This is a genomic window from Sphingomonas sp. RIT328, assembly GCF_000632225.1.
GTDB lineage: Bacteria > Pseudomonadota > Alphaproteobacteria > Sphingomonadales > Sphingomonadaceae > Sphingomonas > Sphingomonas kyungheensis.
Window position 1 is genome coordinate 16,423 of sequence record NZ_JFYV01000033.1, and the last position, 12,619, is coordinate 29,041.

Here is a 12,619-nt window from a genome sequence, read left to right on the forward strand (position 1 = left end):
GCGGTGGCCCGTCGGCGCGCCCGGCGGCGGCGATGCACGACCGGCTCCGGTGCGATCACTGCGGAGCCAGGCGTCGGATCGAACGGTCGGTGGATTGCGAGACCTTTGCGGTATCGCTCCTGGACTCCTGCGGACGCAGGAGCCCAGGGTCGCAGAGATTACACGCCGTTACTCTGCTTGACCCTGGGTTCCTGCATGCGCAGGAACACGGGTGCTTGGGCAAGCGACGCCGGCTTTCGTCACGGCCTAGCAGGGTCTCCGGCCGCGCTGCCACACCCGGATGAACGCAACGATCGCGCCGTCAGCGATCGCCGGGAGCTGTCGCAGGCTTACCGCCCGTCGTGCCCCCTCACGCCGCCTCCAGCGCCTCTGTCGCCTCCAGCCACGTCGCTTCGGCCGCCTCGATCTGCGCCTGCACGTCGGCGCGACGCTTCATCAGCTCGCTCATCGCCAGTTTGGCGAATTTGGGCTCGGCGGTCTTGGGATCGAACATCGCGCGGTCGAGCGCGTTGCGGTCGGTGGTGAGGCGGGCGATCTCCGCCTCGCAGTCGCGGATCGTCTTTCGGCGGGCCTTGTCGGCGTCGCGGTCGAACGGCTTGGCCTTGCCCTTTTTCGCCTTGGGCTCGTCCTGCTTGTCGCCGGCGAGCACGAAGGCGATGTAATCGTCGAGGCTGCCGTCGAATTCGCGCGCGGTGCCGCCGTCGACCAGCACCAGCCGGTCGGCGGTCATCTCAAGCATGTGGCGATCGTGGCTGACCAGCACGACCGCGCCGGTGTAGGAGTTGAGCGCCTGGATCAGCGCCTCGCGCGCATCGACGTCGAGGTGGTTGGTCGGCTCGTCGAGGATGAGCATGTGCGGTGCGTCGCGGGTGATCAGCGCCAGCGCGAGCCGCGCCTTCTCGCCGCCCGACATCCGGCCGACCTTGCCGACCGCCTTGTCGCCGGAAAAGCCGAAGCGGCCGAGCTGCGCGCGCACCGCGGCCGGGCTGGCGCCCTTCATGATCCGCGTCATATGTTCGAGCGGCGTATCGTCGGCGTCGAGCTCCTCCACCTGATATTGGGTGAAATAGCCGACCTTCATCTTGCCGCTCGCGTTCATCGCGCCGTCCATCGGCGCCAGCTGCGCGGCGAGCAGGCGGGCGAGCGTGGTCTTGCCGTTGCCGTTGCGCCCCAGCAGCGCGACGCGGTCGTCGGGATCGAGCCGCATGTTGAGCCGCTTGAGGATCGGTGTCTCGGCATAGCCGACGCTCGCCATGTCGAGCGTGATCAGCGGCGGGCGCAGCTCGCTGGGATCGGGGAAGTCGAACGACAGCGTCGGATCGTTGGCGAGCTCGGCGATCGGCTGCATCTTGGCGAGCATCTTCTGCCGGCTCTGCGCCTGTTTGGCGGTCGAGGCGCGCGCCGAGTTGCGCGCGACATAATCCTGCAGCTTGGCGCGCTGCGCATCCTGATTGGCCTTGGCGGCGGCGAGCTGCGCCATCCGTTCGGCGCGCTGGCGTTCGAAACTGTCGTAGCCGCCGGCGTAGAGCGTGATCTTGCCGTTCTGCAGGTGGAGGATGTGATCCACGACATTGTTGAGGAAGTCGCGCTCGTGGCTGACCACGACGATCGTCGCCTTGTAGCCGACGAGGAAGTCCTCCAGCCACATCACCGCTTCGAGATCGAGGTGGTTGGACGGTTCGTCGAGCAGCAACAGGTCGGGCTGAGAGAACAGCAGCGCGGCGAGCGCGACGCGCATCTTCCAGCCGCCCGAGAAGCTGTCGAGCGGGCGCTGCTGCATCTCTTCGTCGAAGCCGAGGCCGAGCAGGATCTGCGCGGCGCGCATCGGCGCGGTATAGGCGTCGATCGCGATTAGCCGCTCGTAGACGTCGCCGAGCCGGTCGGGGTCCTCGCTCGTCTCCGATTCGAGCATCAGCGCGGCGCGCTCGGTATCGGCGGCGAGCACCGTCTCGAACGGCGTCGCGGTGCCCGACGGCGCTTCCTGCGCGATATAGCCGAGCCGCGCGCCCTTGGGCATGTCGGCGGTGCCGTCGTCGGGTTCGAGCATGCCGGCGATGACGCGGACCAGCGTCGACTTGCCGGCGCCGTTGCGGCCGATCAGGCCGACGCGACTGCCCGGCGGCAGCGCCGCGGTCGCGCCGTCGAGGATCGTGCGGCCGCCGAGGCGCACGGTGATGCCGTTGAGGTTGAGCATGGCGCGCGCTGTAGCAGATGTTGCGTTGCAGCTAAAGCGGTGCGGGCGGACCGGCGTGCGGTCGGGAACGGAACCGCCCCCGGCCTGTCCGTCACGGCCGTCGGCGCTTCGACACGCTCAGCGCGCACGGCGCTGCTGCCGAATCGTCACAGCGCGCGGATCAGGCGGGCGAAGAGGAAGCGGCCGGCGGCGACGGGGACGAGCACGTCGCGGTTGAGCGCCTCGCCGAACCGGTCGGGCGTGCGCAGCTCGCACCAGATCGCGTCGCCGGCGCGATAGTCGCCGACGCTGCCGTCGACCGAGATCGCGACGCTGCCCGCGGACGGCTCGGGCGGCACCAGGGTGAGCGACTGGCGCGGCGCATGCGCACCGTCGGCGTCGAGCGTCGCGGCGACGGGCAGGGTGGCGCGATCGGGCAGAGTGACGAGATCGGCGGGCGCGGCGCCGAGCGCGGCGGCGGTGCGGGTGAGCCAGGCGACCGAGACGGGGCGCGGTCCCGTCTCGAGCCGACCGATCGTCTGGGCCGTGGTCGGCGGGATGCAGGCCCGTGCGACCGCATCGAGCGTCATGCCCTTGGCACGGCGGACTTCCCGGATGGCGGTGATCATCGAACGCCCCTTTTTTTAACCGATGTGGTTATTCACCTGTCCTACAAAGCTGACGTTGTGGCAAGAGACTGGCGACTCGGCAATAGGAGGACAGGATGCGGGATCTGGTCAATCAGGTGCTGGCGAGCGGGCGTCACGTCACGGTGAACGTCGCCGAATCGCCGCTCGGCTGGCTGCGCGCGCGCGGGCTGGTCGATGCGCGGCAGTTCGAGGCGGGGGAGCGGTTGCGCGGCGATTATGAGACGGCGGCGCTCGGACCGCGGGTGACGATGCGCTGGGCGGATCGCGTCGACGGCGGCGGCGAGGGACTCGACCCGACCACCGCGCAGATCGCCGCCAAGCGCCGGTTCGATGCGGCGCTGGCGGCGGCGGGGCGGGGACTCGCCGACGTCGCGTGGCGGGTAATCTGCGCGGGCGAAGGGCTGCCCGCCGCCGAAAAGGCGCTCGGCTGGCCGGCGCGCGCCGGGCGGCTGGTGCTGACGCTCGCTCTCGACCGGCTGGCGGATCATTATCGTTTGCCGTGAGCGGCCCGGCGGGTGTAACGGCGCCGCCAGAGAGAACATAAGCGGCCCGCAGGGTCGCAGCGGGAATGGATGTGGTGCGCTTCGACTTCGTCAAATGCCATGGATCGGGCAACGACTTTCCCCTGATCGACGCGCGCGGCATCGCCCTGCCGGCGGCGGAATGGGCGGCGGTGGCGCGGGCGCTCGCCGATCGGCGCGGGCCGGTCGGCGGCGACGGGCTGCTGCTGTTCCGCGACGCCGGCGACGGCGCCGACTTCGCGATGACGATGCTCAATTCCGACGGCAGCGAGGCGGAGACATGCCTCAACGGGCTCCGCTGCGTCGCACGCATGGGGTTCGAGGCGCTGGGCATCGATCGGGCGACGGTGCAGCTCAAGACCTCGCGCGCGACGGTGGCGCGCGACGCGGCGCTGGCGCCCGACGTCTATACGATACGCGAGACGGCGGGGCCGGCGGATCTCGACGCCGCCGCCTGGCCGTTGCACGGCGCGGGCGGGCGGATCGTCGATGCGCCGGTGGCACCGCTCGGCTCGGACCGGCACTTCACCGCGGTGGCGATGCCCAATCCGCATCTCGTCGCCTTCGTCGACCGGATCGACGAGGCGGAGCTGGTCGCGATCGGCGAAAGCTGCGAAGCGGCGCCCGACTGGCTGCCCAACCGCGCCAATGTCTCGTTCGTCGAGCTGCGCGACGCCGACGCGGATACGCAGGCGCTGTTCGTGCGGACGTTCGAACGCGGCGTCGGGCTGACCGACAGTTGCGGCAGCGCGATGGCCGCCTCGGCCTTCGCCGCCTGTCTGACCGGGCGGCTGGCGTATGACGCGGCGATCACCGTGTTCAACAAGGGCGGACTGGTGCGGGCGCAGGTGGCGCGGGATGCGATGGTCAGCCTGTCGGGCAATGCGACCTGGGAATGGCGCGGCTCGGTCAGCGTCGACACGGCGCAGGCGCGGGCGGGCGACCTGACGGTCGCGGCGCATTGCGACGCCGAGATCGCCGCCTGGGCCAGGCTCGCCGATGCGGCGAGCCGTTGATCCGGCAGGGCGCCGAAACGTTATAGGAATTGCGATACGCGGTATCGCCGGAAAGCGACGGACATGCGCGACGACACGAACTACTTCTACGCACGGGCGGAAACCGAACTGGAACTGGCCCAGCGCGCGACCCATCCCGAAGCGGTGCGGGCCCACTATATCATCGCCAACCACTATCTCGATCGCTGCTACGGCGGCGGCGAGCCGACGGCGGACGCGGGCAGCGAGGACGATGCGGCCGATTGACCGATGAACCCTTGCCCGCGCCAGTCGTTCAAGGATGCGGACGAGGGCGGCAATCATGGATGGCGGCGACGACGGCAGTAACGGACGGGACCCATCGCGCCTTCGGCAGGAGGCGAAGCTGCAACCGCTCGGCCAGGCGCTGCGCGCGACCTATGACGCCGAGAATCACGCGACCCTGTCGAAGGACGTGACCGGATTGATGCTCGACCTGGCGCATGTGCCGTTCGAGCCGCATGAGTTCGAGCCATTGATCGCACCGCTGCGGCCGCCGCTGCCGCGCAGCTGGCTGGCGCGGATGCGGCTGGCGCTGCGCCGGCGCAAGGCGCGCTGATCACGCCTCGACGGGCATGCCCTGGGCGACCGAGAGCAGCGAACCGAAGATCGTCTCCAGCATCGCCAGCGCCTGCGGGCTGAGGCGGATCGGCGTATCGTCGGTGATCGGCCCGGGGCGTTCGAGCTCGATGAAACCGGCATTGCCGAGCGCGAGCAGCCAGCGGCGCGCGAGCAGCCAGTCGACGGTGATCCGCCGCGCGATCTCGCCGCCGTTGATCGCGCGGGCCTCCGCCTCCGCGACATAGGCGCTGAGCATGATCTCGGTGGCGGGATTGCCCATCAGCGCCTGGCCGAAGGCGCGCTTGCCGTGGCCGATCGCGGTCAGCAGCATCCGCGCCATCCGCCATTGCGCCTCGACCGCCGACGGCGAGACGTCGGGTTCACGCAACGGCTGGCAGGTCACCGCCAATTGCCAGTCACCCTGTGCACCGATCCGCGAGACGTGGAGGTTGACCCACAGGATGCTGCCGTCGGCCCGCGCATGGCGATGGGTGAAGAATCGCGCCTCGCCGCTGTCGAGGATATGGCGGAGCTGGCGTTCGCCGGCGGGGCGATCGGCGGCGGCGAGCGTGTCGAGGACGCTGTGACCGATAATCGCGCCACGCGGCAGGCTGAGGATCGACTCATAGGCCGAGTCGATGTCGACGACGGTCAGATCCGAGCGGATCAGGCCGTGCGCCGCGGGTCCCAACGCCATCCTCATAAAAAATCGTTTCGGTTTAATCGGTTATGATCGTGCGTCATGCCGTCTCTGCCGTTCCCGCCGGAAAGCTGACCGTCGCCCGCACCGATCCGCCCGCGCGTGCCGTTGGCCGTCCTCTCCGCCTGTATCTGCAATGAAACCGATTGTGACACAATTAGTTGGACAGGTCGATCAGAGATTGTGAGCGTTCACAATAGGTCGTAATCCGACAAAACCTATCTGGTACAAAAAGCTTGACATCGTCACACTGTTTGAGTACAAAACAGGAACGATGAGGAATTGCGGGCGGGGCCGCGGCATCGGGCGACACCGTCCGGCGCCGCGGCCTTTCGTTTGCGGAGCGGGAGGCGGGCGATGGCGCGAGGCAGGGCGGCGGGCGGTCGGCAGCGGTGGACGCCGACACGGACGTCGGTGTTTCTCGACCGGATTGCCGCGGGGCAGGATGCCGCGGCGGCGGCCGAGGCGGCGGCGGTCGACGTGACGCAGGCATATCGCCGGCTGTGTGACGACGACGGCTTCGCCCGCGGCTGGCGGGCGGCGACCGAGGCCGCGCGGCTGCTCGTCGAGACGCAGATGATCGCGGCGATCCTCCACGGTGACGGCGGCTTCGATCGCGATGCCGCGATGCGGCTGGTGCTGGCGGGGCGCCGCGCCCCGGCGGGCGATGCAGCGCCGGCGGTGGCGACGCGCGAGGAGACCGATGCGCTGATCCTCGACCGGCTCGCCAAGGTCGCCGGGCGGTCGCGGCAGGGCGATGCGGCATGAGCGGGGCCGCGGGGGATATGGTCGCGGCGCTCGCCGCTCTGCCGGAAGCGGAGCGGCGGTGGGTGATCGGGTCGCTGCCGGCCGCGGCGACGCGCGAACTGGCCGAACGCTGGCAGGGCGGCTGGGCGCGCGCCGGGCAGGTGGCGCCCGACGGCGATTGGCGGATTTGGCTGATCCGTGCCGGGCGTGGCTTCGGCAAGACGCGCGCCGGGGCCGAATGGGTGAGCGCGGTGGCGCGCGATCCGGCGGCGCGTATCGCGCTGGTCGGCGCGACCGCGGCGGAGGTGCGGCGGGTGATGATCGACGGGCCGAGCGGCCTGCGCGCGGTCGCCAAGACGCAGCAGGTGCCGAGCTATCGGATCAGCCACGGCGAATTGCGCTGGCCGAGCGGCGCGCTGGCGCGCGTCTATTCGGCGGATGCGCCCGATCAGCTGCGCGGCCCCGAACATAGCGCGGCCTGGTGCGACGAACTGGCGAAGTGGCGGCGCGGCGATGCCGCATGGGACAATCTGATGATGGGGATGCGGCGCGGACCGGCACCGCGCGTGGTGGTGACGACGACGCCGCAGCCGACCGCGTTGATGAAGCGCCTGCTGCGCACCCGCGGGCTGATCGAGACGCGGGGCGCGACGCGCGACAATCCGTACCTGCCGGCGCGCTTCGTCGCGCAGGTCGAAGAGGCCTATGGCGGCACCGCACTCGGCCGGCAGGAGCTCGACGGCGAGTTGATCGAGGATCTCGGCGGCGCCTTGTGGACGCGCGGCGGGATCGAGGCGTGCCGGGCGGAACCGCCGTCGGCGCTGGTCCGCACCGTCGTCGGCATCGATCCGCCGGCGGGCGGCGACGGCATACCGGGCGACGCCTGCGGCATCGTCGCGGTCGGACGCGACGATGCCGGCATCGGCTATGTGCTGGAGGATGCGAGCCACGTCGCGCGGACGCCGGAGGAATGGGCGCGGGCGGCGGCGGAGTGCGCGGCGCGGCATCGCGCCGACCGGGTGGTGGCGGAGGCCAATCAGGGCGGGGCGATGGTGCGATCGGTGCTGCTCGCCGCCGACGTGACGCTGCCGGTGACGCTGGTCCGTGCCAGCCGCGGCAAGGTGGCGCGGGCCGAGCCGGTCGCCACGCTGTACGAACGCGGCCGGGTCCGGCACGCCGGGCGCTTCCCGGCGCTGGAGGACGAGCTGTGCGGATTGATCGCGGGCGGCGGCTATCATGGGCCGGGCCGGTCGCCGGACCGCGCCGATGCGCTGGTATGGGCGCTGAGCGAGCTGATGCTCGGTCGGCGTGCGCAGGCGGGGGTGCGGGGATTGTAGCGCTCCGGCGCGGGCAGACCAACGCAGGCTTGTCCGTGTGATCCTGGGCTCCTGCCTTTGCGGAAGCACGGACGTTTTACGCGCGCGTCGGTCGGCGACGTTTGCGCTCCTATCGATGGCGGGAGACGATCATGCGGTTGTTCGGACGCAAGCCGGCGCGCGAGGGCGCGCGGCCGGCGCTGTCGCGGGCGGCGACGGGGGTGTCGGTCGGCGACTGGCCGCGCTCCTATGAGGCGCAGGTGCGCGACGGCTATGGCGGCAATGCGATCGCGCAGCGCGCGGTCAAGCTGGTCGCGGAAAGCGTCGCGGCGGCGCCGGTCGTCGCCAGCGCGCCGGCGCTCGCCGCGCTCGTCCAGGCGCGGACCGGCGGCCAGGCGCTGCTGGAGAGCGTCGCGGCGCAGATGCTGCTGCACGGCAATGCCTATGTCCAGCTGCTGCGCGACGGTGAGGGCGAGGTCGCCGCGCTCTACGCCTTGCGGCCCGAGCGGGTCACCGCCGAGCTCGACGCGGCGGGCTGGCCGACGGCGTACGTCTATCGCGTCGGCGAGCGGCGGACGCGGCTCGATGCCGAGGGCGCGCGGCCGGCGGTGGTGCATCTGCGCGGCTATAACCCGACCGACGATCATTACGGCATGGGCTGCCTCGGCGCGGCGGCGGGCGCGGTGGCGGTGCACAATGCCGCGGCACGCTGGAACAAGGCGCTGCTCGACAATGCGGCGCGGCCGTCGGGCGCCCTGGTCTATGATCCGCAGGATGGCGCGGCGCTGTCGCCCGACCAGTTCGCGCGGCTGCGCAGCGAGATGGAGGCGGGCTTCGGCGGTGCGGGCAATGCCGGGCGGCCGATGCTGCTCGAGGGCGGACTGCGCTGGCAGCCGCTGTCGCTGAGCCCGGCGGATATGGATTTCATCGGCCTCAAGGCGGCGGCGGCGCGCGAGATCGCGCTCGCCTTCGGCGTGCCGCCGATGCTGCTCGGCCTGCCCGGGGACGCGACCTATGCCAATTACCGCGAGGCCAATCGCGCTCTGTGGCGGCTGACCGTGCTGCCGCTCGCCGAGACGATCCTCGCGGGGCTGGCACAGGGCCTTTCCGGATGGTTCGCGGGCGCGCGTCTGCGCGTCGACCTCGATCGCGTGCCGGCGCTGAGCGAGGACCGCGAGCGGCTGTGGGCGAGCGTCAGCGCGGCGAGCTTCCTGACCGACGACGAGAAACGCAAAATGGTGGGAGTGGAACGATGAGCGAGGTTCTGGCGCAACTGATGGCGCAGGCGGCACGCGAGGGCAGCAATCTCGCGACGATGCGCGCGATCGCCGAGGAGGCGGGCGAATTGTCGGCGATGCGCGCGTTGAAGCGGCTCGGCCTCGCCGATGAGGAGGCGCGCGACGATCTCGCCGCGCTGCGCGAATTGCTGGCGACGTGGCGCGACGCCAAACGATCGGCGTGGAAGGCGCTCGCCGGCTGGCTGATGCGGCTGGCGGGGGCGCTGCTGCTCGCCGGCTTCGCGGTCAAGCTCGGCTGGCGGACGTGGCTCGAATGAGCGCGCTGCGCTTCGCCGGCTATGCGGCGCTGTTCGATCGCGCCGATCGTGCCGGCGACGTGATCCGCGCCGGCGCCTTCGCGCGGCCGGAGCGCGTGCCGCTGCTCTGGCAGCATCGCGGTGCGCCGATCGGCCGGATCGCGGCGATCGGCGAGGATGCGCGCGGGCTGCGCATCGCGGGCGAGATCGACGATGCCCGGCTCGCCGCTCTGGTCCGGGCGCGGGCGGTCGACGGGCTGTCGGTCGGCTACCGGCCGCTGCGCATCGCGCAGGGTGCGCGGCGCGAACTGCTGCGCGTCGCGCTCGCCGAGGTCAGCCTCGTCGCGGTGCCGATGCAGCCGGGGGCGCGGATCGATCGGGTCGGCTGACCCGGCACAGGGTTTCTGGAGGGAGAATGACGATGGACGTGGTCGATCGGCCGGCGTTGGACGGCGCACGCGTGGCGCCGGCGGACGGGGCTTTCGAAGGCTTCGTGCGGCAGGGCACGATATTGGAAACCAAGGCCTTCACCTCGGTGAGCGACGAAGCGGGCGGCTATGCCGTGCCGCGCGAGATCGATGCCGAGATCGCGCGGGTGCTGACCCAGGCATCCCCCATCCGCGCGATCGCCAAGGTGGTGACGGTGGGATCGGCGGGTTATCGCAAGCTCATCACCAGCGGCGGCACGCCGTCGGGCTGGGCGAGCGAGACCGGGCCGCGGCCGGAGAGCGCGACGCCGGTGTTCACCGAACTCGCGCCGCCGATGGGCGAGCTCTACGCCAATCCCTCGGCGAGCCAGGCGATGCTCGACGATGCGGCGTTCGACGTCGAGCTGTGGCTGGCGGGCGAGATCGCCGCCGAATTCGCGCGGGCGGAGGGTGCGGCGTTCGTCGCCGGCAGTGGCGACAATCGCCCGCGCGGTTTCCTGACGCAGCCGGTGTCGACCGCCGGGGATGGCGCGCGCCCGCTCGGCACGTTGCAATATCTGCCGTCGGGCGCGGCGGGCGATTTCGCCGGCGCGGCGGACGAGCGGCTGATCGACCTGATGCAGAGCCTGCGCGCGCCCTATCGGCAGGGGGCCTGCTGGGTGATGAATGCGAGCACGCTCGCGCGCATCCGCAAGATCAAGACCGGCGACGGCCATCCGCTGTGGCAGCCGGGGCTGGCCGACGGGCGGCCGGCGAGCCTGCTCGGCTATCCGGTGATCGAGGCGGAGGACATGCCGGATATCGCCGCCAACGCCGCGGCGATCGCCTTCGGCAATTTCACCGCGGGCTATCTGATCGCCGAGCGCGGCGAGACGACGATCCTGCGCGATCCCTATTCGAACAAGCCGTTCGTCAGCTTCTACGCGACCAAGCGGATCGGTGGCTGCGTCGCCGACAGCGAGGCGATCAAGCTGATGAAATTCGCCGCCGCCTGAGCGCGGCCGCAGCGGGATGACAGGGGAGGGGGGCATATGGAAGCGGCGATCACCGCCGCCGCGGCGGCGGCGGCGGACTATCTGCGGATGGCGGCGGCGGACGGGGTGCTGGTGCGCGCCGCCGCGGCGGCACTGGCGCTGGCCGAGGCATTCTGCGGGCAGCGGCTGATCGAGCGGAGGTTCGATCAGCCCGTCGTCGCCTCGCCCGACTGGCAATTGCTCGACGAGGCGCCGGTGCGGGCGATCGTGGCGCCGGTCGACGGAGTCGCGCTCGACATCGATCGTGGCGGGATCGGCTGGGTGCGCACCGCCGCGACGGGGACGGTGTCCTATACGGCAGGGCTGGCGGCGGACTGGGCGACGGTGCCCGCGCCGATCGCGCAGGGCGTGGTGCTGCTCGCCGCGCATCTGTTCGAGCATCGCGACGGGCGCGGCGAGCCGCCCGCCGCGGTGGCGGCCCTGTGGCGGCCGTACCGGCGGCTGCGGCTGGCGACGGCGGTGCAGCGGTGAGCGCGGCGGCGGTGTTGCAGGCGGCGGCGCTGGCGCAGCTGTCGCGGCGGATGCGGGTGTTCACCGCGCCGCCGCTGCGCGCGTCGCTGCCGCGCGTCGTGCTGGATGACGCGGTGCTCGCCGGGGCGGATGCGGTGGGCGTGAGCGGGCGGATCGGCACGATCGGCGTCACCTGCACCGACAGCGGCGAACAGCCCGACCGGCTGCGCATGCTGGTCGAGCAGGTCGAGACGGCGATGGCGGCGATCCCGCCCGATCTCGGCGCGGGCTGGCGGCTCGCCGCGCTGACGCTGACCCGCAGCCGCATCGTCCACGGCAAGGAGGTGCGCGGCGACGCCCGCTCCGAGCGGGGCGAGCAATGGACCGCGACCTGCCTGTTCGCGGTGCGGATGTTCCGGATCAACTGATCGGGACCGCGCAGAAGCGCGTTTGGCGGCGCCTGCCCGCTCCCCCGCACCGCCTCCCAGTCATGATGCCGATGGGAGGCGGGGCGGGGGAGCGGGCAGGCGCCGCTCTTTCTATTCAACCAGGAGACGTACGATGGCGGTGGAACGGGGCAGTGCCTTTCTGCTCAAGATCGGCGACGGCGCGGCGGCGCCGGCGTTCGCGACGGTGGCCGGGCTGCGGACGACGCAGATGAGCGTCAACGGCGAGACGGTGGTGATCACCAACAAGGATTCGGGCGGCTGGCGGCAGTTGCTGTCGGGCGCCGGGGTGCGCAGCGTCAGCGTCTCGGGCGCGGGCGTGTTCACCGGATCGGCGGGCGAGGCGCGGATCAGAGCCAATGCGCTCGCCGGGACGATCGACGATTACCGGCTGAGCTTCGAGGGCGGCGACAGCATGACCGGCCGCTTCCTCGTCACCAAGCTCGACTATACCGGCGATTTCAACGGCGAGCGATCCTATACGCTGAGCCTCGAAAGCTCCGGCCCGGTGGTGGCGGCATGAGCGCGGCGGCCAATCCGGCGCGCGGCGAATGCGCCGTGCGGGTCGATGGATGCGAGCTGGTGCTGCGGCCGTCGTTCCAGGCGTTGGTCGCGGCGGAGCAGGAGCTGGGCTCGCTGTTCGACCTCGTCACCCGCGCCGCCGACGGCAAGCTGGCGATCGGCGAGCTGGTCGCCCTGTTCTGGCATTGCCTGCGCGAGCCGCCGGCGGGGATGACGCGCGAGACGCTGGGCGAGGCGCTGGTCGCGCTCGGGCTCGCCCAACTGACGCCGGTGCTGCGCCACCTGCTCCACCAGATTTTGGCGGGGCGATGAGCGGTTTTACGGCGGCGGCGGTGCGGCTGGCGGGTGCGGCGGGGGCGATCCTGGGGTGGAGCCCCGACGCCTTCTGGCGCGCGACGCCGGCCGAACTCGCGGCACTGGTCGCGGCGATGCGGGACGGCGGCGGGGCGGCGACGCCGCCCGACGCCGCGACGATCGCCGCCTTGCAGGAGGCACATCCGGCT

At 71.5% G+C, this 12,619-nt stretch carries 17 protein-coding genes and 1 pseudogene; 15 read left to right on the forward strand and 3 right to left on the reverse strand.

Annotated elements, in window-relative coordinates; all coding sequences use genetic code 11:
• Nucleotides 1-349 precede the first annotated feature (349 nt).
• On the reverse strand, nucleotides 350-2,194 hold the full coding sequence (locus tag BW41_RS13900) for an ABC-F family ATP-binding cassette domain-containing protein (protein ID WP_037535111.1): 1,845 nt from the start codon (nucleotides 2,192-2,194) through the stop codon (nucleotides 350-352).
• A gap of 158 nt (nucleotides 2,195-2,352) precedes the next feature.
• A pseudogene (locus BW41_RS13905) lies at nucleotides 2,353-2,802 on the reverse strand (helix-turn-helix domain-containing protein); the annotation flags it as partial.
• 95 nt (nucleotides 2,803-2,897) lie between these two features.
• Between BW41_RS13905 and BW41_RS13910 the strand changes: the two are divergent.
• The 4 genes from BW41_RS13910 (at nucleotide 2,898) to BW41_RS13925 (ending at nucleotide 4,937) form a co-directional block, all read left to right on the forward strand.
• Nucleotides 2,898-3,326, forward strand: coding sequence for a DUF6456 domain-containing protein (locus BW41_RS13910; protein WP_037535112.1), 429 nt, complete (start codon nucleotides 2,898-2,900; stop codon nucleotides 3,324-3,326).
• 74 nt (nucleotides 3,327-3,400) lie between these two features.
• Nucleotides 3,401-4,360 (forward strand): diaminopimelate epimerase, encoded by a 960-nt coding sequence (gene dapF, locus BW41_RS13915; protein ID WP_200870435.1) that lies wholly within the window; start codon nucleotides 3,401-3,403, stop codon nucleotides 4,358-4,360.
• Between the two features lie 63 nt (nucleotides 4,361-4,423).
• Nucleotides 4,424-4,606, forward strand: coding sequence for a hypothetical protein (locus BW41_RS13920; RefSeq protein WP_037535114.1), 183 nt, complete (start codon nucleotides 4,424-4,426; stop codon nucleotides 4,604-4,606).
• Nucleotides 4,607-4,661: 55 nt separating this feature from the next.
• Nucleotides 4,662-4,937 carry a hypothetical protein gene (locus tag BW41_RS13925; protein WP_051583508.1) on the forward strand — a complete coding sequence of 92 codons (276 nt, stop codon included), beginning with the start codon at nucleotides 4,662-4,664 and terminating at the stop codon, nucleotides 4,935-4,937.
• Here the strand turns inward: BW41_RS13925 and BW41_RS13930 are convergent, their stop codons facing one another.
• The gene (locus BW41_RS13930) at nucleotides 4,938-5,636 is read right to left on the reverse strand and encodes a PAS domain-containing protein (protein ID WP_051583509.1); all 699 of its coding nucleotides are present in this window, start codon (nucleotides 5,634-5,636) and stop codon (nucleotides 4,938-4,940) included.
• A gap of 360 nt (nucleotides 5,637-5,996) precedes the next feature.
• On the opposite strand from BW41_RS13930, the gene BW41_RS13935 reads away from it, so the two are divergent.
• The 11 genes from BW41_RS13935 to BW41_RS13985 form a co-directional block, all read left to right on the forward strand.
• Nucleotides 5,997-6,407, forward strand: coding sequence for a hypothetical protein (locus BW41_RS13935; protein ID WP_037535115.1), 411 nt, complete (start codon nucleotides 5,997-5,999; stop codon nucleotides 6,405-6,407).
• On the forward strand, nucleotides 6,404-7,723 hold the full coding sequence (locus tag BW41_RS13940) for a DNA-packaging protein (RefSeq protein WP_037535116.1): 1,320 nt from the start codon (nucleotides 6,404-6,406) through the stop codon (nucleotides 7,721-7,723). The genes BW41_RS13935 and BW41_RS13940 overlap by 4 nt, the downstream gene beginning before the upstream one ends.
• A gap of 131 nt (nucleotides 7,724-7,854) precedes the next feature.
• A complete protein-coding gene (locus BW41_RS13945) occupies nucleotides 7,855-8,958 on the forward strand; it encodes a phage portal protein (RefSeq protein ID WP_037535117.1) in 1,104 nt (367 codons plus the stop codon).
• A complete protein-coding gene (locus BW41_RS13950; RefSeq protein WP_037535118.1) occupies nucleotides 8,955-9,257 on the forward strand; it encodes a DUF6127 family protein in 303 nt (100 codons plus the stop codon). Before BW41_RS13945 ends, BW41_RS13950 begins: the two co-directional genes overlap by 4 nt.
• Nucleotides 9,254-9,625, forward strand: coding sequence for an HK97 family phage prohead protease (locus tag BW41_RS13955; RefSeq protein WP_200870434.1), 372 nt, complete (start codon nucleotides 9,254-9,256; stop codon nucleotides 9,623-9,625). The genes BW41_RS13950 and BW41_RS13955 overlap by 4 nt, the downstream gene beginning before the upstream one ends.
• A gap of 32 nt (nucleotides 9,626-9,657) precedes the next feature.
• Entirely contained in the window at nucleotides 9,658-10,659 is a 1,002-nt protein-coding gene (locus tag BW41_RS13960; protein WP_037535131.1) for a phage major capsid protein, read from the forward strand.
• Between the two features lie 36 nt (nucleotides 10,660-10,695).
• Nucleotides 10,696-11,169 carry a head-tail connector protein gene (locus BW41_RS13965; RefSeq protein WP_037535119.1) on the forward strand — a complete coding sequence of 158 codons (474 nt, stop codon included), beginning with the start codon at nucleotides 10,696-10,698 and terminating at the stop codon, nucleotides 11,167-11,169.
• Entirely contained in the window at nucleotides 11,166-11,576 is a 411-nt protein-coding gene (locus BW41_RS13970) for a DUF3168 domain-containing protein (protein ID WP_037535120.1), read from the forward strand. The genes BW41_RS13965 and BW41_RS13970 overlap by 4 nt, the downstream gene beginning before the upstream one ends.
• A 133-nt stretch (nucleotides 11,577-11,709) precedes the next feature.
• Entirely contained in the window at nucleotides 11,710-12,117 is a 408-nt protein-coding gene (locus tag BW41_RS13975; protein WP_037535121.1) for a phage major tail protein, TP901-1 family, read from the forward strand.
• Nucleotides 12,114-12,428: a gene transfer agent family protein gene (locus tag BW41_RS13980; RefSeq protein ID WP_081793105.1), complete on the forward strand. Its 315-nt coding sequence runs from the start codon at nucleotides 12,114-12,116 to the stop codon at nucleotides 12,426-12,428. The genes BW41_RS13975 and BW41_RS13980 overlap by 4 nt, the downstream gene beginning before the upstream one ends.
• Nucleotides 12,425-12,619, forward strand: a 195-nt coding sequence (locus tag BW41_RS13985) for a phage tail assembly chaperone (RefSeq protein ID WP_037535122.1), incomplete at its 3' end; no start/stop codon positions are given. The genes BW41_RS13980 and BW41_RS13985, both read left to right, overlap by 4 nt.

Excerpts from the sequence above, each read along its gene's own strand:
- BW41_RS13940 (WP_037535116.1), top strand. The coding sequence starts at position 6,404 with ATGAGCGGGGCCGCGGGGGATATGGTCGCGGCGCTCGCCGCTCTGCCG.
- BW41_RS13910 (WP_037535112.1), top strand. The coding sequence starts at position 2,898 with ATGCGGGATCTGGTCAATCAGGTGCTGGCGAGCGGGCGTCACGTCACG.
- BW41_RS13950 (WP_037535118.1), top strand. The coding sequence starts at position 8,955 with ATGAGCGAGGTTCTGGCGCAACTGATGGCGCAGGCGGCACGCGAGGGC.
- BW41_RS13965 (WP_037535119.1), top strand. The coding sequence starts at position 10,696 with ATGGAAGCGGCGATCACCGCCGCCGCGGCGGCGGCGGCGGACTATCTG.
- BW41_RS13960 (WP_037535131.1), top strand. The coding sequence starts at position 9,658 with ATGGACGTGGTCGATCGGCCGGCGTTGGACGGCGCACGCGTGGCGCCG.
- BW41_RS13955 (WP_200870434.1), top strand. The coding sequence starts at position 9,254 with ATGAGCGCGCTGCGCTTCGCCGGCTATGCGGCGCTGTTCGATCGCGCC.
- BW41_RS13925 (WP_051583508.1), top strand. The coding sequence starts at position 4,662 with ATGGATGGCGGCGACGACGGCAGTAACGGACGGGACCCATCGCGCCTT.
- BW41_RS13930 (WP_051583509.1), bottom strand. The coding sequence starts at position 5,636 with ATGGCGTTGGGACCCGCGGCGCACGGCCTGATCCGCTCGGATCTGACC.
- BW41_RS13975 (WP_037535121.1), top strand. The coding sequence starts at position 11,710 with ATGGCGGTGGAACGGGGCAGTGCCTTTCTGCTCAAGATCGGCGACGGC.
- BW41_RS13900 (WP_037535111.1), bottom strand. The coding sequence starts at position 2,194 with ATGCTCAACCTCAACGGCATCACCGTGCGCCTCGGCGGCCGCACGATC.
- BW41_RS13920 (WP_037535114.1), top strand. The coding sequence starts at position 4,424 with ATGCGCGACGACACGAACTACTTCTACGCACGGGCGGAAACCGAACTG.
- BW41_RS13935 (WP_037535115.1), top strand. The coding sequence starts at position 5,997 with ATGGCGCGAGGCAGGGCGGCGGGCGGTCGGCAGCGGTGGACGCCGACA.
- BW41_RS13980 (WP_081793105.1), top strand. The coding sequence starts at position 12,114 with ATGAGCGCGGCGGCCAATCCGGCGCGCGGCGAATGCGCCGTGCGGGTC.
- BW41_RS13945 (WP_037535117.1), top strand. The coding sequence starts at position 7,855 with ATGCGGTTGTTCGGACGCAAGCCGGCGCGCGAGGGCGCGCGGCCGGCG.